This window comes from Streptomyces sp. NPDC107575, assembly GCF_055657265.1.
The window spans coordinates 111,883-136,193 of sequence record NZ_JBVKBG010000005.1; the positions used below are offsets into that span (position 1 = coordinate 111,883).

General features: G+C 70.7%; 20 protein-coding genes. 9 read left to right on the plus strand and 11 right to left on the minus strand.

The genetic code is table 11. The features are described 5' to 3' along the window. Positions 1–17 precede the first annotated feature (17 nt). From ACZ7L4_RS25315 to ACZ7L4_RS25335, 5 genes are read left to right on the plus strand one after another with little or no spacing between them, the layout of a single operon-like run. Positions 18–1,328: an NAD(P)/FAD-dependent oxidoreductase gene (locus ACZ7L4_RS25315; RefSeq protein WP_472105879.1), complete on the plus strand. Its 1,311-nt coding sequence runs from the start codon at positions 18–20 to the stop codon at positions 1,326–1,328. Then, complete coding sequence (locus ACZ7L4_RS25320; RefSeq protein ID WP_472105881.1) at positions 1,322–2,068, plus strand: DUF1365 domain-containing protein; 747 nt, start codon at positions 1,322–1,324, stop codon at positions 2,066–2,068. The genes ACZ7L4_RS25315 and ACZ7L4_RS25320 overlap by 7 nt, the downstream gene beginning before the upstream one ends. Continuing rightward, the gene (locus ACZ7L4_RS25325) at positions 2,065–3,348 is read left to right on the plus strand and encodes a class I SAM-dependent methyltransferase (protein WP_472105883.1); all 1,284 of its coding nucleotides are present in this window, start codon (positions 2,065–2,067) and stop codon (positions 3,346–3,348) included. Before ACZ7L4_RS25320 ends, ACZ7L4_RS25325 begins: the two co-directional genes overlap by 4 nt. Further along, on the plus strand, positions 3,345–4,634 hold the full coding sequence (locus tag ACZ7L4_RS25330; RefSeq protein ID WP_472105885.1) for a class I SAM-dependent methyltransferase: 1,290 nt from the start codon (positions 3,345–3,347) through the stop codon (positions 4,632–4,634). The genes ACZ7L4_RS25325 and ACZ7L4_RS25330 overlap by 4 nt, the downstream gene beginning before the upstream one ends. Further along, complete coding sequence (locus ACZ7L4_RS25335; RefSeq protein ID WP_472105887.1) at positions 4,631–5,431, plus strand: DUF1295 domain-containing protein; 801 nt, start codon at positions 4,631–4,633, stop codon at positions 5,429–5,431. The genes ACZ7L4_RS25330 and ACZ7L4_RS25335 overlap by 4 nt, the downstream gene beginning before the upstream one ends. Before the next feature lie 24 nt (positions 5,432–5,455). On the opposite strand, the gene ACZ7L4_RS25340 is transcribed toward ACZ7L4_RS25335, so the two are convergent. From ACZ7L4_RS25340 to ACZ7L4_RS25385, 10 genes are all read right to left on the minus strand, one after another. Further along, positions 5,456–6,211, minus strand: coding sequence for an anti-sigma factor (locus ACZ7L4_RS25340; RefSeq protein ID WP_472105889.1), 756 nt, complete (start codon positions 6,209–6,211; stop codon positions 5,456–5,458). Continuing rightward, the gene (locus ACZ7L4_RS25345) at positions 6,208–6,792 is read right to left on the minus strand and encodes a sigma-70 family RNA polymerase sigma factor (protein WP_472105891.1); all 585 of its coding nucleotides are present in this window, start codon (positions 6,790–6,792) and stop codon (positions 6,208–6,210) included. The genes ACZ7L4_RS25340 and ACZ7L4_RS25345 overlap by 4 nt, the downstream gene beginning before the upstream one ends. Positions 6,793–6,964: 172 nt before the next feature. Continuing rightward, positions 6,965–9,424 (minus strand): GcvT family protein, encoded by a 2,460-nt coding sequence (locus tag ACZ7L4_RS25350; protein WP_472105893.1) that lies wholly within the window; start codon positions 9,422–9,424, stop codon positions 6,965–6,967. Between the two features lie 69 nt (positions 9,425–9,493). Then, positions 9,494–10,579 (minus strand): S-(hydroxymethyl)mycothiol dehydrogenase, encoded by a 1,086-nt coding sequence (locus ACZ7L4_RS25355; protein WP_472105895.1) that lies wholly within the window; start codon positions 10,577–10,579, stop codon positions 9,494–9,496. A gap of 226 nt (positions 10,580–10,805) precedes the next feature. After that, complete coding sequence (locus tag ACZ7L4_RS25360; RefSeq protein WP_472105897.1) at positions 10,806–11,480, minus strand: GntR family transcriptional regulator; 675 nt, start codon at positions 11,478–11,480, stop codon at positions 10,806–10,808. Between the two features lie 111 nt (positions 11,481–11,591). Then, on the minus strand, positions 11,592–12,785 hold the full coding sequence (locus ACZ7L4_RS25365; RefSeq protein WP_472105899.1) for an NAD(P)/FAD-dependent oxidoreductase: 1,194 nt from the start codon (positions 12,783–12,785) through the stop codon (positions 11,592–11,594). Then, positions 12,782–13,102, minus strand: a complete 321-nt coding sequence (locus ACZ7L4_RS25370) for a bifunctional 3-phenylpropionate/cinnamic acid dioxygenase ferredoxin subunit (RefSeq protein ID WP_385757308.1) — start codon at positions 13,100–13,102, stop codon at positions 12,782–12,784. Before ACZ7L4_RS25370 ends, ACZ7L4_RS25365 begins: the two co-directional genes overlap by 4 nt. A 28-nt stretch (positions 13,103–13,130) precedes the next feature. Continuing rightward, positions 13,131–14,273, minus strand: coding sequence for an aromatic ring-hydroxylating oxygenase subunit alpha (locus ACZ7L4_RS25375; protein WP_472105901.1), 1,143 nt, complete (start codon positions 14,271–14,273; stop codon positions 13,131–13,133). A 94-nt stretch (positions 14,274–14,367) separates the two neighbouring features. Beyond that, complete coding sequence (locus ACZ7L4_RS25380) at positions 14,368–15,453, minus strand: S-(hydroxymethyl)mycothiol dehydrogenase (protein ID WP_385757304.1); 1,086 nt, start codon at positions 15,451–15,453, stop codon at positions 14,368–14,370. Positions 15,454–15,760: 307 nt separating this feature from the next. Next, on the minus strand, positions 15,761–17,158 hold the full coding sequence (locus ACZ7L4_RS25385; protein ID WP_472105903.1) for an MFS transporter: 1,398 nt from the start codon (positions 17,156–17,158) through the stop codon (positions 15,761–15,763). A 303-nt stretch (positions 17,159–17,461) separates the two neighbouring features. Here ACZ7L4_RS25385 and ACZ7L4_RS25390 point away from each other — a divergent pair, with 303 nt between their 5' ends. Next, positions 17,462–18,259 carry an IclR family transcriptional regulator gene (locus ACZ7L4_RS25390; protein ID WP_450812415.1) on the plus strand — a complete coding sequence of 266 codons (798 nt, stop codon included), beginning with the start codon at positions 17,462–17,464 and terminating at the stop codon, positions 18,257–18,259. On the opposite strand, the gene ACZ7L4_RS25395 is transcribed toward ACZ7L4_RS25390, so the two are convergent. Then, positions 18,247–20,553, minus strand: coding sequence for an FdhF/YdeP family oxidoreductase (locus ACZ7L4_RS25395; RefSeq protein ID WP_472105905.1), 2,307 nt, complete (start codon positions 20,551–20,553; stop codon positions 18,247–18,249). The two genes, ACZ7L4_RS25390 and ACZ7L4_RS25395, sit on opposite strands and share 13 nt — an antisense overlap. Before the next feature lie 167 nt (positions 20,554–20,720). Between ACZ7L4_RS25395 and ACZ7L4_RS25400 the strand changes: the two genes are divergently transcribed. From ACZ7L4_RS25400 to ACZ7L4_RS25410, 3 genes are all read left to right on the plus strand, one after another. Further along, on the plus strand, positions 20,721–21,626 hold the full coding sequence (locus ACZ7L4_RS25400) for a LysR family transcriptional regulator (protein ID WP_472105907.1): 906 nt from the start codon (positions 20,721–20,723) through the stop codon (positions 21,624–21,626). A 156-nt stretch (positions 21,627–21,782) separates the two neighbouring features. Beyond that, the gene (gene glyA, locus ACZ7L4_RS25405) at positions 21,783–23,084 is read left to right on the plus strand and encodes a serine hydroxymethyltransferase (RefSeq protein WP_472105909.1); all 1,302 of its coding nucleotides are present in this window, start codon (positions 21,783–21,785) and stop codon (positions 23,082–23,084) included. Continuing rightward, on the plus strand, positions 23,081–24,310 hold the full coding sequence (locus tag ACZ7L4_RS25410) for a sarcosine oxidase subunit beta family protein (protein ID WP_422434112.1): 1,230 nt from the start codon (positions 23,081–23,083) through the stop codon (positions 24,308–24,310). The genes glyA and ACZ7L4_RS25410 overlap by 4 nt, the downstream gene beginning before the upstream one ends. Position 24,311: the final 1 nt, after the last annotated feature.

Sequence of the window (24,311 nt, forward strand, 5' to 3'; positions counted from 1 at the left end):
GGGTGAGAGGAGAGTCGATGTCGACGGTCCAAGGAGGCGGCTCGGGGGATGCCGCCCCAAGGAAGGTGGGGCGGCGGCGCACCGCCGTGATCGGCAGCGGCGTCGCCGGACTCACCGCCGCGCACGTACTCGCCCGGACACACCACGTCGCCCTGTACGAGGCCGACGACCGGCTCGGCGGGCACGCGCACACCCACGACCTGACCTCGCCGGACGGGGCGAGCCATCGGGTCGACTCCGGGTTCATCGTGCACAACGGCGCCACCTATCCGAACCTGCTGCGGCTGTTCGCCGAGCTCGGCGTCGCCACGCAGGAGTCGGAGATGAGCATGTCGGTGCGGTGCGAGGGGTGCGGCCTGGAGTACGCCGGTGCGCGGGGCCTTGCCGGACTGTTCGCGCAGCCCGGCAACGTGCTGCGCGCCCGCTATCTGCGGCTGCTCGGGCAGGTGCCCGCCTTCCACCGGGCGGCCGGGCGGCTGCTGGAACGGGAGGCGGAATCGGAGCTCACGCTGGGTGGGTTCCTCGATCGCGAGGGCTTCTCGCCGTACTTCCGTACGCACTTCATGACGCCCCTCGTGTCGGCCGTGTGGTCGTGCGACGCCGCCACGGCGATGCGCTACCCGGCCGCGTATCTGTTCCGGTTCCTGAAGCACCACGGGATGCTCTCGGTGGGCGGATCGCCGACCTGGCGCACGGTGACCGCAGGTTCACACAGCTACGTCGACCGGGTGGCGTGGGGCCTGGACGAGGTGCGTACGTCGGCGCCGGTCCGTGCCATGCAACGGCACGCGGACGGCGTCGAACTCACCACCGCCGACGGCATCACACGCGCTTACGACTCGGTGGTCGTCGCCACCCACCCGGACCAGGCACTGCGGCTCCTCGCGGATGCCACGCCGCGGGAGAAGGAGGTGCTCGGCGCGTTCCGGTACTCCCGGAACACCACACTGCTGCACACCGACACGGCGCTGCTGCCGCGCGCCCGGGGTGCCCGGGCCTCCTGGAACCATCTGCTGCCGTCGTGCACGGCGGGCGCCGACCGGGTGCGGGTCAGCTACGACATGAACCGGCTCCAGCGGCTTGACGCATCCGAGACGTACGTGGTCACGCTGGGCGGCGAGGACCGCGTCGACCCGGCTCTGGTCCGGGCCCGGATGGTGTACGAACACCCGGTGTACACGCCGGAGTCGGTGGCCGCCCAGCGGCGGCTTCCCGAACTGAGCACCTCCGTCGCCGCGTTCGCCGGCGCCTACCACGGCTGGGGCTTCCACGAGGACGGCTGTGCCTCCGGCGTCGCGGCCGCCGCGGCACTTGGAGTGTCATGGTGAGCGCGGCCCCGGCCCTGTACAGCGTCGCGATCGCCCACGTGCGCACCACGCCGCGTCGGTACGCGCTGCGCCACCGCACGTACATGTGGCTCATCGATCCGGACCATCCACCCGAACTACCACCCCTGCTAAGGCCGTTGGCGCGCTTCGATGCCCGTGACCACTTCGACGGCGCGCGCCGGTCGTCCATCCGCGCCGGGCTCGATGCCTTCCTCGCCGAGCAGGGAGTGGATCTCGACGGTGGCCCGGTCGTGATGCTGACCCACGCGCGCGTCTTCGGGTACGTGTTCAACCCGCTGACCCTGTACTGGTGCCACACCCCCGGCGGGGCCCTGCGCTGTGTCGTCGCCGAGGTCCACAACACGTACGGCGGACGCCACTGCTATCTGCTGTGGCCCGACGCCTCGGGTCGGGCGTCGGTGGACAAGGAGTTCTACGTCTCGCCGTTCTTCCCCGTCGACGGCCGCTACCGCATGCGGCTGCCCGCCCCCGGGGAGCGGGTCGACCTCACCGTGCAGCTGGAGCGCGACGGCGGCAGGTCCTTCACCGCAACCGTTCGCGGGGTCCGGAAGGAAGTACGTGCACGGACCCTGCTGGGACTCGCGGTGCGCAGCCCATGGTCCACGCTCACCGTGTCCGCGGCCATCCGCCTGCACGGCATCCGGCTGTACCTGCGGGGTCTGCCCGTCCAACCCCGTCCTGACCAGCACGAACACGGCACTTCGGAGAACACCTCATGAGAACCGGCGACACCCACTCCCGCACGGCTCCCCAGGCCGGGCCCGCGCACTTCCCCGTGGAGCCGGTCAGGTGGCCCGACGTCGCCGTGCCACCGGCCGCCTCCCCGTCCCGGACCGCCGTCGCCGCGGCCGTCGTCCGCCGCGCCCTGCGTCAACTGCCGCTGCGCGTGCGGTTCCCCGACGGCTCCGAGCTCGGCAAGGGCGGTCCCGTCCTGCACATCCACCGCCCGGACGCGTTCCACCGCCGCATCGGCAAGCAGGGACTGATCGGGTTCGGTGAGTCGTACATGGCCGGTGAGTGGGACGCGCCCGATCTCGTGGCGGCCCTCACCGTCCTCGCCGCGCACGCCCCCGACCTTGTGCCCGCGCCCCTCCAGCGGCTGCGCGGGCTGTGGGCACCGCGTCAGCCTTCGGCACGGCGCAACACCCCGGCCGGATCGCGGAGCAACATCAGCCACCACTACGACCTGTCCAACGACCTGTTCGCGCTCTTCCTCGACGAGACACTCAGCTACTCCTCGGCCGTGTTCCGCGGGCTGCCGGCCAACCGGGGCCTGCTCGCCGACGCCCAGCGCCGCAAGATCGACCGGCTGCTCGACCTCGCCGAGGTGCGGGACGGCAGCCGGGTGCTGGAGATCGGCACCGGCTGGGGCGAGCTCGCGATCCGCGCCGCCGCGCGCGGGGCCCGGGTCACGTCGCTCACCCTCTCCGGCGAACAGCGCGAACTCGCGCTGGAACGCGTCGCGGCGGCCGGGCTCACGGACCGTGTCACCGTCGAGCTGTGCGACTACCGCGAGGCACGCGGCAGTTACGACGCCGTCGTCAGCGTCGAGATGATGGAGGCGGTGGGCGCCGAGTTCTGGCCCACCTACTTCCGCACCCTCGACGCCCGCCTGGCGCCGGGTGGCCGGGTCGCGCTCCAGGCCATCACCATGCCGCACGACCGGATGCTGGCGAGCCGGTCCACGTACACCTGGATCCAGAAGTACATCTTCCCCGGCGGGCTGCTGCCGTCCACCGAGGCGATCGCCGAGACGGTACGCGACCACACCCGCCTCTCGATCGTCCGCCGCGACGGCTACGGCGCGCACTACGCGGAGACGCTGCGGCTCTGGCGGGAACGGTTCGCCGAGCGGGCCGACGCGGTCGCCGCGCTCGAATTCGACGAGACGTTCCAGCGCATGTGGACGTTCTATCTCGCCTACTCCGAGGCCGGGTTCCGCTCCGGATACCTCGACGTACAGCAGTACCTGCTCACCAAGGAGGAGATCGCCCGATGACCGGCGCCGCCCACCGCCTCGCCGCATTGGCCGAGACCGCTCTCGGCGGGCCGCTGCCGGTCCGCCTGCGCACCTGGGACGGCGCCGAGACGGGCCCGGCCGACACTCCCCTGGTCGTGGTCCGCTCGCGCCGCGCCCTGCGCCGACTCCTGTGGCAGCCCGGCGAGTTGGGGCTCGCTCAGGCCTACGTGACCGGTGAGATCGACGTGGAAGGGGATCTTGCGGCCGGGCTGCGCGCCATGTGGTCAGCGGCCCGCGACCGGAGTCTGCACGCGCCCCGGCTCCCCCTCTCCGGCCGCGCGCGTGCGGCAGGCGCGGCCGCCCGGCTCGGAGCACTGGGCCCTCCCCCGGCCCCGCCCACGTCGCAGGCACGGCTGCGCGGCGCCCTGCACACCAAGTCCCGTGACCGGGCCGCGATCAGCCACCACTACGATCTGTCGAACGCCTTCTACCGGCTGCTCCTCGACGAGACGATGGCGTACTCGTGCGGCTACTGGGCGGGCGAAGGACCGCAGTTCACCGCTGCGGACGCGCAGCGCGCGAAGCTGGAGCTGATCTGTCGCAAGCTCGGGCTGGTGCCCGGAGCCCGGCTGCTCGACATCGGCTGCGGCTGGGGCTCCCTGACGCTGTACGCGGCCGAGCGGTACCGGGCACGGGTGACCGCGGTGACGCTGTCGCGCGAGCAGGCGGCGTACGTGGACGAGCAGGTGCGCGAGCGGGCACTCACGAACCGGGTGCACGTGGTGTGCCAGGACTACCGGGACATCACCGGCGGCGACTACGACGCGCTCGCCACGGTCGAGATGGGCGAGCACGTCGGGGACGCCGAGTACCCGGCGTTCGCCGCCGCGCTGCACCGTCTGGTGCGGCCCGCGGGGCGGGTCCTGGTCCAGCAGATGTCGCGCGGGGCGACGGCTCCGGGTGGCGGTGCGTTCATCGAGGCGTACATCGCGCCCGACATGCACATGCGTCCGCTGGGCGCGACCGTCGACCTGCTGGAGACGGCCGGTCTTGAGGTGCGGTCGGTGGAGTCGCTGCGCGAGCACTACGTGCGCACGGTCGCCGCGTGGCATCGCACGCTGGAGGAGCGCTGGTCCGAGTTCGTGGCGCTCGTCGGTGAGGAGACGGCCCGCGTATGGCGTCTGTACCTGGTGGGCGGCGCCCTGGCCTTCGAGGAGCGGCGCATGGGCGTCGACCAGATCCTCTCGGTCCGCCCGACGACCGCGGGGCGCAGTGGTGCGCCGGCGACGCCGCGGGACTGGTATCCCGGTCTGGACCGGCTGTGAACGGCTTCGATTGGGGCGCGTTCGGGGCGGGTCTCGCGTGGGCGGCCGCGGCGGCGCTCGGCGTCATGCTGGTCACCTTCGTCGTGGCCGTGCGCAAGGGTGTGCACCGGATCGTCGACGTGGCGTGGGGGCTGGGGTTCGCCGCGGTCGCCGCGGTGGGCTTCCTGGTGTCGGCGGGCGCCGGGGATCCGGGGCGGCGGGTCCTGGTGACCGTACTGACGGTGGTGTGGGGTCTGCGGCTGGCCGTGCACATCGCCCGGCGCGGGCGCGGGCATGGGGAGGACCCCCGTTACGAGCGGATGCTGTCCAAGGCTCCCAGAAACCGGAATCTGTACGCCCTGCGCATGGTCTACCTCCTCCAGGGCGCACTCGTCTGGCTCGTGTCACTGCCCGTGCAGGCCGCGCAGTACGTGACGGGGGCGATGAGCGGCTTTGCCTGGGCCGGGACGCTGTTGTGGGCGGTGGGCATGGTCTTCGAGGCGGTGGGGGACGCACAGCTGGCCCGGTTCAAGGCGGATCCCGCGGCCAAGGGCCGGATCATGGACCGGGGGCTGTGGCGGTACACCCGTCACCCGAACTACTTCGGGGACTTCTGCGTCTGGTGGGGATTGTTCCTGATCGTGTGCGACTCGTTCGGAGCGGCGGCCGTCTGTGTCGTGTCCCCGCTGGTGATGAGCTTGCTGCTGACCAAGGGCAGCGGAAAGCGGCTGCTGGAACGGCACATGGCCGAGCGTCCGGGCTATGCCGAGTACGCGGCCCGCACCAGCGGCTTCTTTCCCCTGCCGCCCCGACGTTGAGGCGGGGCGGCAGGGGCCGACAGCTCAGGCGGGCAGCGGCATCAGCGCCACCGGGTCGGTGGTCGGCCGGTCCGAGCCTCCGGCGGGTTCGACGGTGATGCCCATGCCCGACGCCCCGTCCACGGCGCCGCTCAGCAGCACGGCCTGGTCGCTGCGGGCGGCGTCCATGAGCCCTGCCGAGCGCATGGTTCCGCCGTCGTCGTACCAGAGTTGGTAGACCTTGCCCTGCGGTGGGTGTGCCATCCCGGAGGCGACGAACACGGCCCGGTCCTGGCTCTTGGAGACGATGACGGTGCCGCTGGCTCCGTCTCCCAGCTTCGCCGAGCCGGTCTTGGCGTCCGGCGCCGCGAGCACGGTGGCGATCCGGTCGTTGCCCTCTTCCGCCTGCCGGGCCTGTTCCTGCGCGTCCTCGGCGCGCTGGTGCTGCCAGACGGCGGTGCCGCCGAGCGCGGCGGCGGCCGCGAAGCAGGCGGCGAGCGCCCAGCGGGACAGCAGCCGCCGCCTGGCGCCCGCCGTGCGTCCTGTCCGGGACAGGGCCGGCTCGCGGGGCGAGTCCTGGCGGACCGTGGTGATCCGGCGCAGTACCTGCCCGCGCAGATCGGGGCGGGGTGTGATGGTGGCGGCCAGGCCGAGACGGGCCGCGGTCGCGGTGAGTTCGGCGCTCTCCTGGGCGCAGGCCTCGCACTGCGCGAGGTGCCGCTCGAAGTCGGCGCGCTCCTCGTCGGACAGTGCGTGCAGCGCGTACGCGCCGGTCAGCGTGTGCAGGTCTGCGGTGGTCACGCGGTCACCCCCAGGCAGTCGCGGAGCCGGATGAGACCGTCGCGCAGCCGGGTCTTGACCGTGCCCAGGGGCAGGGTCAGGGATTCGGCGACCTCCCGGTAGGTCAGGCCACGGTAGTAGGCGAGGGTGACGGCCTGGCGCTGGATCTCGGTCAGGGTGCGCAGGCAGCGGCGTACCTGCTCGCGCTCGAGGCGTGCCTCGACCTGCTCGGTTACCTGGTCGAAGTCGGGCATGTGGTCGAGCAGCGCGGCCTTCTGGTCCCGCGCCGCTGCGGCCTCTACGGAGCGGACCCGGTCGATGGCGCGCCGGTGGGCCAGGGTGAGGATCCAGTTGATCGCCGTTCCGCGGTCGGCGCGGTAGCGGGGAGCGGTGCGCCAGACCTCCACCATGATCTCCTGCGCGACCTCCTCCGACTGCGCCAGGTCCCGCAGCACCGCGCGTACGGTGCCGAGGACAGGGCCCATCACCATGTCGTACACCGAGGCGAACGCGTTCTCGTCGCCGAGGGCCACGCGTCCCACCAGCTCCTGCAGATCCGGTTCGGCGGACGGGTTTCTGCCGATGTGTACGGCTTCTTTCACGGGGCCCTCCGTGCTCGGGAATTGTCCGGATGTAATCCGGACCCGGCGCGGCCGCGGATTGGTCCGGCCGGGACCGCCGCCTCCTGTTCCCCCTCTGCCGATGCGATGGATGCACATCGGCGGGGGAAATCGGCGGCGGCCCGGCAACGGCCACGCCGGTGTCACCCCCGTGTCACCGCCGGATCCGTGTCATCTCCGGGTCGAACAGCGGCTCCGCCGCCGTCGTCGCGGGCACCCGGTCGCCGAAGTAGCCGATCTCCACCTGCGTGCCGGGTTCCGCGTGTTCGGCGGGGAGCCAGGCGTAGGCGATGGGGCGGCCGAGGGTGTAGCCGTAGGCGGCGCTGGTGACGTAGCCGCTGGGGTGGCCGTTCACGAAGACCGGTTCGTGGCCCATCACCACCGAGTGGTCGTCGTCGATGAGGAGGGCCGTGAGGCGGCGGTCCACGGTGTCCTTGGTGATGTCGCGGATCGCGTCGAGGCCCAGGTAGTCGCCCTTCTTCTTGCGGACGGCGAAGCCGACGCCGGCCTCGTAGGGGTTGTGCTCGCTGGTCATGTCGTGGCCCCAGGCCCGGTAACCCTTCTCCAGGCGCAGGGAGTTGAAGGCGCTGCGGCCCGCTGCGATGACACCGTGGTCCTGTCCGGCGCGCCAGAGGGTGTCCCACAGGCGCTGGCCCAGGTCGGCGGTGGTGTAGATCTCCCAGCCGAGTTCGCCGACGTAGGACAGGCGCATCGCGGTGACCGGGACGTCGCCGATGAAGGCCTGCTTCGCCTTGAAGTAGCCGAAGTTCTCGTGCGAGAAGTCGGCGTCGGTGAGGGGCTGCACGAGGTCGCGGGCGCGCGGGCCCCACACACCGATGCAGCAGGTGCCGGCCGTGATGTCCCGGACCTGCACGGTGCCGTCGGCGGGCAGGTGGCGGCGGAGCCAGGCGAGGTCGAGGTTGCTGTTGGCGCCGACCTGGAAGCGGTCCTCGGCGAGCCGGGCGACGGTGAGGTCGCTCAGCACGCCGCCCGCCTCGTCGAGCATCAGGGTGTAGGTGACCGCGCCGACTGCCTTGTCCAGCTGGTTCGTTGAGAGTCCTTGAAGGAACGCCAGGGCACCCGGGCCCGTGACCTCCAGGCGCTTGAGCGGGGTCATGTCGTACATCGCCACGCGCTCGCGGGTGACCAGGGCCTCGGCTCCCGCGATGGGCGACCAGAACTCGGAGGCCCACTCGCCCCGCTCGCTGATGCGGGACACCTCGGGCAGCCCGGCGTTCGCCTCGTACCAGTGCGGGCGCTCCCAGCCGCCGCCCTCCAGGAACACGGCACCGAGTTCCTGCTGGCGGGTGTGGAAGGGGCTCACGCGCAGCGGCCTCGGCCGGTTCGGCGGCTGGAGCGGGTGGATGATGTCGTAGACCTCGGAGAAGCTCTGGCAGCTGCGCTCGTGCACGTAGTCGGGGGCGAGCTGCACGTCCTCGAAGCGGTTGATGTCGCAGCCGTGGAGGTCGATGCCGGGCCGGCCCTCGACCATCCACTTCGCGATGGCCCGGGCGACGCCCGCGGAGTGGGTCACCCACACCGCTTCGGCCAGCCAGAAGCCGGACACCTCCGGGGACTCGCCGATCAGCGGCATGCCGTCGATCGTGAAGGAGAACAGGCCGTTGAAGCCGTCGGCGATCTCGGCGTCGTTCAGCGCGGGCAGCAGCCTGCGGGTGTCGGCCCAGGCGCCTTCGAAGTCGGCCTTCGTGAAGTCGAGCTTCGAGGGCTGGTCCGGGCTGTCGGAGGGGTGGGCGACGTCGTCGGCGGACATCGGCATGGGGCGGTGGGCGTACGAGCCGATGCCGATGCGGTCGACGAGCTCGCGGCAGTAGAGGCCCGCGTCCTGGTGGCGCAGGATCGGCAGGTTCGCTTCGTCCGAGGCGCTGTTGCGGCCCTTGAGTTCCGTGAGCGGAGTGGTGGTGGCGTACTGGTGGCCCATCGGGACCAGCGGCACGTGCTGGCCGACCATGCGGCCGATGCGCGGGCCCCAGAATCCGGCGCAGGACACCACGATGTCCGCGGGGAAGGTGCCGCGGTCGGTGACGACGGCGCTGACCGCTCCGCCTGATGTCTCGACGTCGGTGACGGTGTGGTGGCCGAGGAACGTGGCACCGCGGGCGATGGCGCGGCGGGCCTGTGCCTCGCCGATGCGCAGGGCCTTGGCGAGGCCGTCGCTGGGGATGTGGTAGCCGCCGAGGATGGCGTCGGGGTCGATCAGCGGGTGCAGCTTGGCGGACTCGGCGGGGTCGAGGAGGTGGCTCTCGACGCCCCAGGAGGTGAGCCAGCCGTGCCGGCGCTCCAGTTCCGCCAGGCGCTCCGGTGTGGTGGCTATCTCCAGGCCGCCGACCTGCCGGTAGCACCAGTCGCCGTCGAGGTCGAGGGCGCTGGTCTTCTCGACGGTGTAGCGCGCGAACTCGGTCATGGTCTTGGAGGGGCTGGTCTGGAAGACGAGGCCGGGGGCGTGCGAGCTGGATCCGCCGGTCGCGAAGAGGGGGCCCTGTTCGAGGACGGTGACGTCCGTCCAGCCGAGGGCGGTGAGCTCGTCGCTGAGGGAACAGCCGACGATGCCGGCTCCGATGATGACCACCTTGGGCTGCGAAGACTGCGAGGTCATGGTGGGTCCTCCGGGAGTTCATGGGTGCACGAGGGTGGCGTGACGTGGGAGGGGTTGTGGGTGGTGTCGTCAGAGGCGGACGACCGAGCGCAGCACCTCGCCGCGGCTCATCCGGTCGAAGGCGCCCTGCACATCGGTGAGGTCGATCGTCTCGCTCACGAACCGGTCCAGGTCGAACCGGCCCTGCAGATGGAGGTCGACGAGCTCCGGGAAGTCCCGGGAGGGCAGGCAGTCGCCGTACCAGGAGGACTTGAGTGCCCCGCCGCGCCCGAAGACGTCGAGGAGGGGCAGTTGCACGGTGCGGTCGGCGGTCGGCACGCCGACGAGCACGAGGGTTCCGGCGAGGTCGCGGGCGTAGAAGGCCTGCCGGTAGGTCTCCGGGCTGCCGACCGCGTCGATGACGACGTCGGCGCCGTGGCCGCCGGTGAGTTCGCGAATGGCCTGTACCGGGTCGGTCGCGGTGGGGTCGACGGTGTGGGTCGCGCCGAACCGTCCGGCGAGGTCGAGCTTGCGGGCGTCGACGTCGACCGCGATCACCCGGGTGGCGCCGGCCAGTTCGGCCCCGGCCAGGGCCGCCATGCCGACGCCTCCGCAGCCGATGACCGCGACGGAGTCGCCGCGGGTGACACCTCCGGTGTGTACGGCGGCGCCGAAGCCGGCCATGACGCCGCAGCCGAGCAGTCCGGCGGCCGCGGCCGGCGCCGCGGCGTTGACCTTGGTGCACTGTCCTGCAGCGACCAGAGCCTTCTCGGCGAAGGCGCCGATACCGAGGGCGGCGACCAGGGGTGTGCCGTCGTCCAGGGTGGTGGGCCGGGTGGCGCCCAGGCTGTCGAAGCAGTACCAGGGGCGTCCGCGCCGACAGGACCGGCAACTGCCGCACACCGCACGCCAGTTGAGGATGACGAAGTCTCCTTCGGCGACGTCGGTCACGTCGGGGCCGACGGCCGAGACGACGCCCGCGGCCTCGTGTCCGAGAAGGAAAGGAAATTCCGTGCCGATGCCGCCTTGGAGGTAGTGCAGGTCCGTGTGGCAGACGCCGCAGGCCTGGATGTCGACGAGGGCCTCACCGGGGCCCGGATCGGGCACGGTCACGGTCTCCAGGGTCGCCGGTGCGCCTGCCGCGCGGGCGACGACGGCCTTGACCTGATGGGGCATGGGGATCCTCCGAGCAGCGGCCCGCCGTTGGGGCTTGTGGAGTTCGGGAGAAGTGCGGACCGTCCCCCTCGGGGCGGCGGCCGCGTGTTCACGTTGAATTGACACGACAGTTGAACGTGATTGATATACCAGCGATCGGCACACTAGAACCGGTGCGTGGCGGGCGTCAATGGGCCCCGCGTTCCCCATGGTCGAGGGGCGGCCGACAGCCTCGGACGCGACAGTCTCAGATGATCGAGCGGATCGCGCGCTCGAAGTTCTCCACGTGCTCGGCGGCCACGGCCGAGGCCTTGGCCTCGTCCCCCTCGATGACGGCGCGCAGCAACTGCCCGTGCTCGTGGACGTGTTGCTCGAGTCCGGCGAGGCGGTCGATGAACAGACACCAGATGCGGGTGGCGAGGTTGTCGTAGTTGACCAGCGTGGCTTCGAGGTACGGGTTGTACGTGAGCGCGTAGACGGCGCGGTGCACCGCCATGTCGAGGCGGAGCAGGCCGACATCGCCGGGTTCCGGCGCGGTCTGCGACTCCTCCTCGACACGGGTGAGCAGCTCGCGCAGCCGCTCGCGGTCCGCCGCGGTGGCCCGCTTGCCGGCGCGCGCGGCGGCGAGGGGTTCGAGCTCCTGACGGACCTCGGAGATGTGGCCCAGGTCCGCGATCTGCACTTCGGTGGCGAAGGTGCCGCGCCGGGGGAAAGCGACGACGAGTCGCTCCGTCTCCAGGCGCTTGAGGGCCTCGCGGACCGGGGTGCGGCCGAGGCCGAGGTCGGCGGCGAGCCGCCCGTCGTGGACGGGTTCGCCGGGGCGGATCTGCAGGGTGACGAGCCGGTCCGTGATCTCCTGATACGCCTGGTCGGCCAGTGTCGCGCCGTGCGACTGGCCCCCGGCGGCAGGCACAGATGCCATCTCGCCCCTCCCTCGACGTGTCCCCGATGGGACCTCACCGTACCGCATCCATGCATTGATATATCAGGGGTGCGGCACGGCGGGAGAGGCGAAGACATGGTGGCGGGCCCGTCAGACGGCGGCGGGCGCGATCCTTTCGGTGGCGGGAACCAGGGTGCGGCGGAGCCGGTTGAAGATCTTGGAGCGGTTCATGGCGAGGACCGCGGTGGGCACCCCGCCCTCCTTGTAGAGGGCCGCGAAGGACCGGTCCTCGTAACTGCCCTCGACGAGTTCGAGCTCGGCTCCGGGGTTCACGACGCCGGCGAGCTGGATCCGGACGTCGTACTGGTCGGACCAGAAGGACGGCGGGGTGGCCCGGGGCACGGCCGTCTCGCCGGTGAGCAGGGTGCGGGCCGCGGTGGCGGCCGACTCGGCGGCGTTCGACCAGTGCTCGATGCGGGCGTGCCGGCCGGTGAAGGGGTGCGGGCGGCGAGCCACGTCGCCGACCGCGACGACGTTGGGGACGCTGGAGGCGCCGCCCGCGTCGCAGACCACGCCGTTGTCCACCCACACACCGGAGTCGGCGAGCCAGTCGTCGACCGGCCGGGCCCCCACCCCGACGAGCACGATGTCCGCGGGCAGCAGCCGCCCGTCCGTGAGCCGCACGCCGGTGACCCGGCCGCCGCCGCTCTCCAGCTCCGCCACTCCGGTCCCGCACAGCAGGCGGACCCCGTGGTCGGTGTGCAGAGAGGCGCAGAGGCGGCCCATCTCGGCGCCCAGCTGGCGTTCCAGCGGGGTGTCGAGCGCCTCGACCACGGTGACGTCGAGGCCCAGGTGGTGAGCGGTGGCCGCGACCTCGGCGCCGATGAATCCGGCGCCGATGACGACCATCCGGGGCACTCCGCTGACCAGTTCGGTGCGCAGGCCGCGGGCGTCGTCCAGGGTGCGCAGGGTGTGCACCCCCGCGAGGCCGTCCGTGCCGGGCAGCCGGCGGGCGGTCGAGCCGGTGGCGACGACGACGCCGTCCGTCTCGATCCTGCGCCCGTTGCCGAGGATGACCGAGGTGTTGAAGCAGTCCAGGTGCACGGCCCGGTCACCCAGTTCCCAGTGGATGTCGAGCGCTTCGTACTCCTCGGCGTCCCCGAGTTCGAGGGCGTCGGCCGTGATGTCGCCCTTGAGGTAGGCCTTGGACAGGGGCGGACGGTCGTAGGGCCGGTGCAGCTCCTCCCCCACGACGGTGATCTCTCCCTCGTACCCCTCGGCGCGCAGCGACCGGACGGCGCCGAGGCCGGCGAGCGAGGCTCCGACGACAGTGATGTGCTTCATGCGGGCTCCCCAACGGTGACGTGAAGCAGGACCTGGCCGTCCTTGACGGTGACGTGGTGGGTGCGGACGGGCGTCTTGGCGGGCGGGCAGGTCGGGCGGCCGTTGCGCAGGTCGAACGACGCCTCGTGCAGCGGGCATTCGACGAAGCAGCCCTCGAGGAAGCCGTCGGCCAGCGAGGCGTCCTGGTGGGTGCAGGTGTCGTCGATGGCGTACACCGTGCCGTCCGCGTTGAAGACGGCGACCGGGGCCGGCACGCCCTCGGTCACGCGGATGGACTCACCAGGGGGCAGATCTTCGATGCGGCACACCGGGATCATGGGGAACCTCCAGGAAACAAATGGACGGTCAATTGGCGTGCTGTGTGCCGAGCCTGGCCTGGAGCCAGGCGTGGAACTCTCCGATGTGATGTTCGCTGGGGACGAGAACGCCGCCCTTGACGTAGGCGCGCGAGCTCATCGTCGGCTGGGTGCGCTCGCAGGCGTCGAAGTCCTGCTGGTTGACGCGGTGGAACAGTTCGACGGAGCGCTCCATGTCCTTGCCGTCCCTGCCGCTTTCGACGACGTGCGGCAGGTACAGCCAGTCGCACTCGACGATCGTGCGGTCGTGGGCGATCGGGTACATCCGGTGGATGATCACGTGGTCCGGGACCAGGTTGATGAACACCTGGGGCCGCACGGTGATCGCGTAGTAGCGCCGGTCCTGGTCCTCGGCGACCGAGGGGATGCGATCGAGTCCCTCCGAGCCGTCGACGGTGAAGCCCTGCGCCTCCTCGGCGAACTCGGCGCCGTGCCCGACGAAGTACTGGGCGGCGAGGCCGTCCTTGAACTCCGGGAGCACCTCGGTGAGTTCGGGGTGGATGGTGGCGCAGTGATAGCACTCCATGAAGTTCTCGATGATGAGCTTCCAGTTGGCCTGGACGTCGTACGTGATGCGCCGGCCGAGGTCGAGGTCCTCGATCGCGTAGTTCTCGATGGCGTCGGCGCCGCCGAGGCGCTCGCTGACCGCGCCGATCACCTCGTCCTCGAAGGAGGGCGGCTGCTCGGCCAGCGACACCCACACGTAGCCGAGCCATTCCCGCACGTGGACGTTGACCAGGCCGTACTCGGTGCGGTCGATGTCGGGCATCGACGTCAGGTTCGGCGCGGCGACGAGCTTGCCGTCGAGGCCGTAGGTCCAGGCGTGGTACGGGCACTGGAAGTTGCGCTTGACCTCGCCGGACTCCTCGGTGCACAGCTTGGCGCCGCGGTGCCTGCAGATGTTGAGGAAGGCGCGGATCGAGCCGTCGCGGGAGCGCGAGACGAGGACGCTCTCCCTGCCCACCTGGTAGGTGCGGAAGCTGCCCGGCTTGGTGAGGTCGGCCGCGCGGCTCACGCAGAACCACATGGACTCGAAGATGTGCTCCTGCTCCCGCGCGAAGATCTGCGGGTCGGTGTAGTAGTCGCCGGGCAGCGTGGAGATCAGGCTCGGGGGCAGGCTGGTGGTGCTCATGGGATGTCACCTCGGTAGATGTCGTGCGGACATGCGGCAGGTGCCGAAGCGATGCGAATTGTGTGTGGTGAGGGGGCTCAGACCGCCCCCGCGCTCACAGCGTCACCACTGAGCGCAGGACGTCTCCGCGGCGCATGGCGTCGAAGGCGGACTCCACCTCGTCGAGGCCGATCTCCTCGCTGACGAACGCGCCGAGGTCGAAGCGGCCCTGGAGGTAGAGGTCGATGAGGGCGGGGAAGTCGCGGGAGGGCAGGCAGTCCCCGTACCAGGAGGACTTGAGGGCGCCGCCGCGGCCGAAGACGTCGGCGAGCGGCAGTTCCAGCTTCATCTCGGGGGTGGGCACCCCGACGAGGACGACGGTGCCCGCCAGGTCGCGGGCGTAGAAGGCCTGCTGGTAGGTCTCGGGGCGGCCGACCGCCTCGACGACGACGTCGGCGCCGAAGCCGCCGGTGAGGGAGCGCACGGCCTCGACGGGGTCGGTCCTGGAGGAGTCGACGGTGTCGGTGGCGCCGAACCGCTCGGCCTTCGCCAGCTTCCGCTCGTCGATGTCCACGGCGATGATGCGGGCGGCGCCGGCCACCTTGGCCCCGGCGATCGCCGCGATGCCGACGCCTCCGCAGCCGATGACGGCCACCGAGTCGCCGCGGCCGACGCCGCCGGTGTTGACCGCCGCGCCGAAGCCCGCCATGACACCGCAGCCGAGGAGGCCCGCGGCGGCGGCCGGGGCGGCCCGGTCGACCTTGGTGCACTGACCGGCGGCGACGAGGGTCTTCTCGGCGAACGCGCCGATACCGAGGGCCGGCGAGAGCGGCGTGCCGTCGAGGAGGGTCATGGGCTGCGTGGCGTTGAGCGTGGCGAAGCAGTACCAGGGACGGCCGCGCCGACAGGCCCGGCAACTGCCGCACACCGCACGCCAGTTGAGGATGACGAAGTCGCCGGGTGCCACGTCGGTGACCCCGTCGCCGACGGACTCGACGACGCCGGCGGCCTCGTGGCCGAGCAGGAACGGGAACTCGTCGCCGATCCCGCCCTCCCGGTAGTGCAGATCGGTGTGGCAGACGCCGCAGGCCCGCACCTGCACCAGCGCCTCCCCCGGTCCGGGCTCCGGGACCAGGATCGTCTCCACGGAGACGGGGGCGCCCTGCTTGCGGGCGACCACTGCGCGAACCTCGTGAGTCACGGTTGAGCTCCTTGCTGCGGGGACGGCCGGGCACGGGAACCCGGCGGGTCTGTTGAGGGAGGCAGAAGAGCCGAAGGGGAGCTTTTGAAGATCTGTTGAAGCACCGAACTCTGTTGCGCATGAAGAACCTTGACGCGTTCTACGCAACGCCCAAACTGTCGTCTCCGTCGACGGCGCATGTCAAGAGGAATCTGAGAACTGTCCCGTCACACAAAAATCCCGTGCCCCGCACTGTTCGAAGACGCCGCGGGAGCGGCGCCAACTACGGTGCAGCGCACGGGAGTTGGAGCGGGGGTTCAGCGGGGGTTCAGGAGCGTTCGAAATCCCCTTCGCGCAGCGGTCCGCGGGCTCCGTCGCCCCTCGCCCCGGCGGACGGGTCGGCGCTCGTCTCGGCGAGCCCTCGGCCGAGCGTCTCCTCCGCCCAGACGAACGAAACCAGCCAGCCGACCAGGGTGATGCCGGCGCCGATCAGCATGGTGGGGCCCGTGCCCAGCGAACTCAGGGAAATGGGCAGCAGATACGTGCCCACGGCGGCCCCGATCCGGCTGATCGACGTGGCGACGCCGCCCGCGGTGGCGCGGATCGAGGTGGGGAACAGCTCGTTGGGATAGGTCCACTCCAGGACCGTGGGGCCGCCCGAGGCCAGCGCGTAGGCGCAGAAGCACAGGATGACGACCGCGACGGGCAGCGCGGAGCCGCCGCCGAGCACCGCCAGCGGGATCGCCATCAGGACGAAGGACCAGATCATGATGGGCCGGCGTCCCACCCGGTCCACGAGCCGCAGGGCGGGCAGACAGCCGAGTACGAACACGATGCTGATCAGCGCGGAACCGAGGTTGCCGGTGTTGCCCTCGGCGAGCCCGAACGCGCCCAGGATCGTGGGCCCGAAGGTGTAGAGGGCGAACATTGGCGTGATCTGGCAGAGGTAGAAGATCCCGCAGAAGAGGGTCCGGCGCAGATAGACACCGCGGAACAGGGTGCGGAAGCGGCTGTCCACGCGTTGTTCGGCCGCCGAGGCGGCCATGAGTTCCTCCAGGGCGACCCGGGTGCCGAGCACCTTCTCGACGGTCTCCTGGGCCTGTTCCGTACGCCCCTTGTTCACCAGCCAGAGCGGCGACTCGGGGGTTCCCACCCGCAACAGCAGCACCGCGACGCTCACCACGGCGCTGGAGCCGAGCATCCAGCGCCAGGCCTCGGCGCCGCCGAGCTCGGCGAGCGCGTACCCGACGACGTAGGCCGCGGCGGCGCCGACGTACCAGGCGAGGATGAGGATCCCGAGGAGACGCCCGCGGTGCTTGCTGGGTGCCCACTCCGCCAGCAGCGAGGTGGCGATCGGGTAGTCCGCGCCGACGGCGACGCCGATGATGAACCTCAGGATGACGAACTGCCAGGCCTCGGTGGCGAACAGGGAGATCACGGAGCCGGCCACCAGGACCCCGAGGTCGATCGTGTACATCACCTCCCGGCCGAGTTTGTCGGTGACGGCGCCGAAGAACAGCCCGCCGACGAAGATGCCGACGAGGGCGGAGGTGCCGATGAGGCTCATCTCGCCGGTGCTCAGGTCGAGTTCGCTCTTCATACCCACCAGCGCGACGCCGATGATGCTGAGCAGATAGCCGTCCAGGAACGGGCCGCCCGCGCAGGCCCAGGTGAGTTTTCGGTGGAACCGGTTCAGTGGCGCCTCGTCGACAGCACGGATGGACATCGGACCTCCCGGGGGTGGGGGACTGAGGGCCGCGCGGCATCGTCACGCGCAGGAGACACTCGGTTGCGCTCTGCAGAACGCATCGCTCAACGCGCAACAGAACATGCCCTCATGTGTCCGCGTCAAGACATCGCGCAAGGGCGCATGACTCCCGTCCGCCCGGGTAGCAGGACCGGCAATGCGGGCTCTGTATGCCCTAATTCAGGAGACACCAGTTATCGGAGACGAGCGCGAAGAGGGAGTCGAAGATCCGCTTCCGCATCGCCCTGCCGCCCGTCCGCGGGCAGCGCCTATAGTCGCGCCATGAGAAAGCATGACGCAGACAGTGAGACAACGGGCTCGTCGGGCGCCGGAGTGCAGTCCGTCGACCGTGCCGTGAGCGTTCTGGAGATTCTCGCGCGGCGCGGGGAAGCGGGCGTCAGTGAGATCGCCGCGGAAATCGACGTGCACAAGTCGACGGCCTTCCGTCTGCTGGGCGCGCTTGAGGCGCGCGACCTGGTCGAGCAGTCGGGCGACCGGGGAAAGTACCGGATCGGCTTCGGCATCGTACGCCTGGCCAGCTCGGTCACCGACAATTTCGATGTGACGCAGCAGGCCCGGCCGTTCTGCGAGCAGCTCGCGGAGGAATTCGGTGAGGCCGTCAACATCGCGATACTGCAGGAACATTACGCGGTGAACGTCCTGCAGGTGCGCGGCCCCATGGCGGTCAGCACGCACAATTGGGTCGGCCAGCTCACCCCGATGCATGCCACATCCAGCGGAAAAATACTCCTCGCTCATGTGCCCGAGCAGGAGCGCACGGAAATGCTCGCGGCCTCCCACATGAAAAAGATGACACCGCACACCCTGACCGCCAAGGGAAAGCTGGAGAAGGATCTCGCGCAGACCCTTGAGCGCGGATATGCGGTGACGCTCGAGGAATTGGAGCTCGGGCTGCACGGAATGGCCGCACCCATCAGGAATGCCCAGGGGGAGGTCATCGCCGCGATCAGCGCCTCGGGTCCCGCCTACCGGTTCACCGAGGAGCGGATGCACGAGCTCTCCCCCACGCTGCTGCGGAGCGCGCAGGACATCAGCCGCAAGATGGGCTACCTGGACTGAGCGAGGGCTTCCTCCTTCGCCGGCTCCATCCGGACGATGACGGCCTTGGACGTGGGGGTGTTGCTGTTCTCGGCGACGCTGTCCAGCGGCACGAGGACGTTCGTCTCCGGGTAGTAGGCGGCCGCGGAGCCCCGGGGAGTGGGATAGCCGACGACGCGGAACGCGGGGGCCCTGCGTTCGCTGCCGTCGGTCCACACGCTGATCAGGTCGACCAGGGCGCCCTCCGCGATGCCGAGTTCGGCGAGGTCCTCGGCGTTGGCCAGGACGACGCGCCGCGCGCCCTTGATGCCGCGGTAGCGGTCGTCCATCGCGTACGGAATGGTGTTCCACTGGTCGTGCGAGCGCAGCGTCTGCAGGATCAGGTGGCCGGGCGGCGCGGTGAGCCCGGTGAAGGCGTTCGCGGTGAAGACGGCGGTGCCGCTCGCCGTCTGGAAGACGTGCTTGTTGACGGGATTGGGCAGGTTGAAGCCGCCCGGTTCGCGCACGCGCCGGTTGAAGTCGTCGAATCCCGGCACGACGTTCGCGATGTGCTCGCGAATGGTGTCGTAGTCGTTCTCGAATTCCTGCCAGGCGATGTCGTGCCGCTCCCCCAGGGTCCTGCGGGCGAGGCGGCTGATGATGGAGACCTCGCTCAGCAGCGCGGGTGAGGCGGGCGCGAGCCGGCCGCGAGTGGCGTGCACATCGCTCATCGAGTCCTCGACGGTCATGAACTGCTCACCGCCCGCCTGGAGGTCGCGGTCGCTGCGGCCCAGCGTGGGCAGAATCAGCGCGGTGCGTCCGCAGACGGCGTGCGAGCGATTCAGTTTCGTGGAGATCTGGACGGTCAACCGGCAATTGCGCAGGGCGCGTTCGGTGACATCGCTGTCCGGTGTGGCGCGGACGAAATTGCCCGCGACGCCGACGAACACATGGGCCCGGCCGTCGCGCATGGCCCGGATCGCGTCGACGGCGTCGACGCCGTGCCGGGTGGGCGGGGCGAAGCCGAATTCCTTCTCCAGGGCGTCGAGGAACGACTGCGGCATCCGCTCCCACACGCCCATGGTGCGGTCGCCCTGCACATTGCTGTGGCCGCGCACCGGGCAGACGCCGGCGCCGGGCCTGCCGATGTTTCCGCGCAGCATGAGGAAGTTGACGACTTCGCGGATGGTGGGGACGCCGTGCTTGTGCTGGGTGAGGCCCATGGCCCAGCACACGATGACGTTCTTGGCGCCGAGCACCCGCTGGTGGACCTCCTCGATCTCCTCGCGGGTGAGTCCCGTGGCCTCCAGGACCTCCGCCCAGTCGAGTCCGCGGATGTTGTCCGTGAAGACCTCGTAGCCGGAGGTGTGGGTGTCGATGAACTCGCGGTCGAGGACGGTGCCGGGCGCCCTGTCCTCGGCCTCCAGGAGCAGCAGGTTCAGCGCCTGGAACAGGGCGAGGTCGCCGCCCGGCCGGATCTGCAGGAACTGGTCGGCGATCTCGGTGCCGCGGCCGATGACGCCCCGCGCCTTCTGCGGGTGCTTGAAGCGCAGCAGCCCCGCCTCGGGCAGCGGATTGACGGCGACGATCTTTCCGCCGCGCCGCTTGGTCTCCTCCAGGGCGGTGAGCATCCGGGGGTGGTTGGTGCCGGGGTTCTGGCCGACGACGAACACCAGGTCGCTGTTGTGCAGGTCGTCGAGGCTGACGCTGCCCTTGCCGATGCCCAGCGTCTCGTTGAGGGCGGAGCCGCTGGACTCGTGGCACAGGTTGGAGCAGTCGGGCAGGTTGTTGGTGCCGAAGGCCCGCGCGAAGAGCTGGAGCAGGAACGCGGGCTCGTTGGCGAGCCGACCGGAGGTGTAGAAGAGCGCCTCGTCGGGGTCGTCGAGCCCGTTCAGCTCGTCCGCGAGCAGCCCGAGGGCCTCGTCCCAGCCGATCGGCTCGTAGTGGTCGCTGTCGGGGCGCTTGACCATGGGTTCGGTCAGCCGGCCCTGCTGGTTGAGCCAGTAGTCGGAGGCCTGCGCCAGCTCGCTGACCGGGTGCTCGGCGAAGAACGCGCGGGTGACGCGGCGCGTGGTGGCCTCGTCGGCGATGTGCTTGGCGCCGTTCTCGCAGTACTCGTTGCGGTGCCGCTTGTCCGGGGCGCCCTCGGGCCAGGCGCAGCCCGGGCAGTCGATGCCGCCGTCCTGGTTGATGTTGAGCAGGGTGAGGGCGGTGCGCTTGGGCGAGGTCTGGCTGAGGGCGTACTGCAGGGCGTGGGCCACGGCGGGTGCCCCGGTGGCCCAGGTCTTGGGCTTGCTCAGGGAAAGATCCTCTTCGGGCTCTTCGACGGCGCGCACGCCCATCACCTCTGTGTTTCCGACTCGACGGGAGCCGGCACGCCCCCGGCGCCCAGCATTCGTCCGCCCTCGGCCCACGGTCAAAGCGGAAAGTCCGATCGTTGATAGGCAGCTACGATCATGGGCGGGCGTCGTCCACCGAAGTCGGCCGGAGAAGGGGTGGGACCGTGCTGCTGCGCCAGCTCGAATACCTGGTCGCGCTCACCAACGCCGGTCACTTCGCGAAGGCCGCCGAGCAGTGCTACGTGTCGCAGCCGACGCTGTCCGAGGGCATCCGCAAGCTGGAGACGGAGCTGGGCGTGCCGCTGGTGCGGCGCGGCCGGCGCTTCGAGGGTCTTACGGCGGAGGGCGAGCAGGTCGTCCTGTGGGCGCGGCGGATACTCGCGGACCGGGACGCCATGGAGTCGGGGCTCGCGGCGCTGCGCGAGGGGCTGAGCGGGGAGCTGCGGCTCGGCGCGGTGCCCACGGCGGTCGGCGCGGTCGCCCTGCTCACGCAGCCGTTCTGCGCGGCGAACCCGCACACCACGGTGAACGTGCAGGCCGATCTCCAGGGCGACGACATCGTGCGGCGGCTGCGCGCCTTCGAGCTGCACGGCGCGGTCTCGTACCACAGCCGGAGCCTGGATCTGCCGTTCGTGCCGCTGTACCGGGAGCGCTATGTGGTGCTCACCCAGGAGGACCCGGGCCGGTCGGCGCAGGAGATCAGCTGGGCCGAGGCCGCCGCGCTGCCGCTGTGTCTGCTGCATCCGCGGATGCTGGGCCGCAGGGTCCTGGACGACGTGTTCGCGGAGCTGTCCCTGTCGGTCGCGCCGCGTGTGGAGACGGACTCGATCGCCTCGCTGATCGCACATGTGCGTACCGGCCAGTGGTCGAGCATCATCCCGCACACCTGGCTGCACGTCTTCGGGATCCCGACCGGGATGGAGGCCGTGCCGCTGATGGGCCCCCGGCGCAGCGCCCGGATCGGCCTGCTGCTGCCGCCGCGCGATCCGCTGTCGGTGATGGAGCAGGCGCTCGCGGACCTGGCCCGCGCCTCGCGGATGCACACCGTCCTGGACGTCCTTCCGGGCTGAGCTCCCGGCGCCGCAACCGGCCGTTTCGCACCGGTGGTTGGCGGCTTGTTTTCCTTCTCCTGACCCCATTGACGCGCCCCTTCGGCGCTGGCTACCGTGACGACGACCCGCCGCTGATATATCAGAGCGTCACCAGTCGGTTTTCAAGGAGTCCTCATGACCCCCGACGCACGCGACCTGGCCGCCGCCGACCCGGACGTGGCCGCCGCCCTCGACGCGGAGCTGTCCCGGCAGCGCGACACCCTGGAGATGATCGCCAGCGAGAACTTCGCCCCGCTCGCCGTCATGCAGGCGCAGGGCTCGGTCCTGACCAACAAGTACGCCGAGGGGTACCCGGGCCGCCGCTACTACGGCGGCTGTGAACACGCCGACGTCATCGAGCAGTTGGCCATCGACCGGATCAAGGAGCTGTTCGGCGCCGAGGCCGCCAACGTGCAGCCGCACTCCGGGGCACAGGCCAACGCCGCCGCGATGGCCGCGCTCCTCAAGCCGGGCGACACCATCCTCGGCCTCGACCTCGCGCACGGCGGACACCTCACGCACGGCATGCGCATCAACTTCTCGGGCCGCCTCTACAACGTGGTCGCGTACCACGTGGACGCGGACGACCACCGTGTCGACATGGCGGAGGTCGCCCGCCTCGCCCGCGAGCACCGGCCGAAGCTGATCATCGCGGGCTGGTCGGCGTATCCCCGGCACCTGGACTTCGCGGAGTTCCGGCGGATCGCCGACGAGGTCGGCGCGTATCTGATGGTCGACATGGCGCACTTCGCGGGCCTGGTCGCCGCAGGGCTGCACCCCTCACCCGTGCCGCACGCCCACATCGTCACGACGACCACGCACAAGACGCTGGGCGGTCCGCGCGGCGGTGTCATCCTGTCGACGGCCGAGCTCGCCAAGAAGATCAACTCGGCGGTCTTCCCCGGTCAGCAGGGCGGCCCGCTGGAGCATGTGATCGCGGCGAAGGCGGTGGCGTTCAAGCTGGCGGCCGAGCCCGAGTTCGCCGACCGGCAGCGCCGCACCCTGGAGGGCTCCCGCATCCTGGCCGAGCGGCTGCTGCGCGACGACGCCCGGGCGGCCGGGATCGACGTCCTCACCAGGGGCACCGACGTCCATCTGGTCCTCGTCGATCTGCGCGCGTCCGATCTGGACGGGCAGCAGGCCGAGGACCGGCTGCACCGCATCGGCATCACCGTGAACCGCAACGCGGTCCCCAATGATCCCCGGCCGCCGATGGTCTCCTCCGGCGTCCGCATCGGCACCCCGGCGCTCGCCGCGCGCGGCTTCGCGGCCGAGGAGTTCACCGAGGTCGCCGACATCGTCGCCACCGCGTTCCTGCCCGGGTTCGACGACGAGACGGCCGGCGCCCTGCGCAAGCGGGTCACCGCGCTCACCGAGCGCTTCCCCCTCTACCCCACCCTGGCTGCCACCGCTCTGGAAGAAGGAGGCCGGCGATGACCACCACCCCCGGCGACGCCCTGCCCGACCACCCCGACTTCCTGTGGCGCAACGCCGACCCGAAGAAGTCCTACGACGTCGTCATCGTGGGCGGCGGGGGACACGGCCTGGCGACGGCGTACTACCTCGCCAAGAACCACGGCATCACGAACATCGCCGTCCTGGAGAAGGGGTGGCTGGCCGGCGGGAACATGGCCCGCAACACCACCATCATCCGCTCCAACTACCTGTGGGACGAGAGCTCCGGCATCTACGAGAGCTCCCTCAAGCTCTGGGAGACGCTCGAGCAGGACCTCGACTACCCGATCCTGTTCAGCCAGCGCGGTGTCCTCAACCTCGCGCACAACCTCCAGGACGTCCGCGACAGCAAGCGCCGCGTCTACGCGAACCAGCTCAACGGCATCGACGCCGAGTGGCTGGAGCCCGACGAGGTCGCCAAGGTGTGTCCGATCGTCAACACCAGCCCGGACGTGCGCTACCCCGTGCACGGCGCCACCTACCAGCCGCGCGCGGGCATCGCCAAGCACGACTACGTGGCGTGGGGCTTCGCCCGCCGCTGCGACGCGTACGGCATCGACCTCATCCAGAACTGCGAGGTAACCGGCATCGACGTCAGCGGCGGCCGGGTCACCGGGGTGCAGACCACCCGGGGCCGCATCGCCGCCGGGAAGGTCGCGCTCGCGGCGGCCGGGCACACCTCCGTGCTCGCGCAGATGGTCGGCCTGCGGCTGCCGCTCCAGAGCCACCCGCTGCAGGCGCTCGTCTCCGAGCTGCTCGAACCCGTGCACCCCACCGTCGTGATGTCCAACGCCGTGCACGTGTACGTGTCCCAGGCGCACAAGGGCGAACTCGTCATGGGCGCCGGCATCGACAGCTACAACGGGTACGGGCAGCGCGGCGCCTTCCACATCATCGAGCGGCAGATGGCGGCGGCCCTGGAGCTGTTCCCCGTGTTCGCGCGCGCCCACATGCTGCGCACCTGGGGCGGCATCGTCGACACCACCCCGGACGCCTCCCCCATCGTCGGTCTCACCCCCGTCGAGGACCTGTACCTCAACTGCGGCTGGGGCACCGGCGGTTTCAAGGCGACTCCGGGTGTCGGCTGGGCGTACGCGCACACCATCGCGACCGGTGAACCCCATGACACCAACGCGCCGTTCACCCTCGACCGGTTCACGACCGGCGCCCTCGTCGACGAGCACGGCGCCGCCGCCGTCGCGCACTGAG

Bases quoted from the DNA above. Each gene is read 5' to 3' on its own strand.
- ACZ7L4_RS25385 (WP_472105903.1), bottom strand. From the start codon at position 17,158: ATGTCCATCCGTGCTGTCGACGAGGCGCCACTGAACCGGTTCCACCGA.
- ACZ7L4_RS25320 (WP_472105881.1), top strand. From the start codon at position 1,322: ATGGTGAGCGCGGCCCCGGCCCTGTACAGCGTCGCGATCGCCCACGTG.
- ACZ7L4_RS25325 (WP_472105883.1), top strand. From the start codon at position 2,065: ATGAGAACCGGCGACACCCACTCCCGCACGGCTCCCCAGGCCGGGCCC.
- ACZ7L4_RS25410 (WP_422434112.1), top strand. From the start codon at position 23,081: ATGACCACCACCCCCGGCGACGCCCTGCCCGACCACCCCGACTTCCTG.
- ACZ7L4_RS25370 (WP_385757308.1), bottom strand. From the start codon at position 13,102: ATGATCCCGGTGTGCCGCATCGAAGATCTGCCCCCTGGTGAGTCCATC.
- glyA (WP_472105909.1), top strand. From the start codon at position 21,783: ATGACCCCCGACGCACGCGACCTGGCCGCCGCCGACCCGGACGTGGCC.
- ACZ7L4_RS25315 (WP_472105879.1), top strand. From the start codon at position 18: ATGTCGACGGTCCAAGGAGGCGGCTCGGGGGATGCCGCCCCAAGGAAG.
- ACZ7L4_RS25360 (WP_472105897.1), bottom strand. From the start codon at position 11,480: ATGGCATCTGTGCCTGCCGCCGGGGGCCAGTCGCACGGCGCGACACTG.
- ACZ7L4_RS25365 (WP_472105899.1), bottom strand. From the start codon at position 12,785: ATGAAGCACATCACTGTCGTCGGAGCCTCGCTCGCCGGCCTCGGCGCC.
- ACZ7L4_RS25355 (WP_472105895.1), bottom strand. From the start codon at position 10,579: ATGCCCCATCAGGTCAAGGCCGTCGTCGCCCGCGCGGCAGGCGCACCG.
- ACZ7L4_RS25330 (WP_472105885.1), top strand. From the start codon at position 3,345: ATGACCGGCGCCGCCCACCGCCTCGCCGCATTGGCCGAGACCGCTCTC.
- ACZ7L4_RS25390 (WP_450812415.1), top strand. From the start codon at position 17,462: ATGAGAAAGCATGACGCAGACAGTGAGACAACGGGCTCGTCGGGCGCC.
- ACZ7L4_RS25350 (WP_472105893.1), bottom strand. From the start codon at position 9,424: ATGACCTCGCAGTCTTCGCAGCCCAAGGTGGTCATCATCGGAGCCGGC.
- ACZ7L4_RS25375 (WP_472105901.1), bottom strand. From the start codon at position 14,273: ATGAGCACCACCAGCCTGCCCCCGAGCCTGATCTCCACGCTGCCCGGC.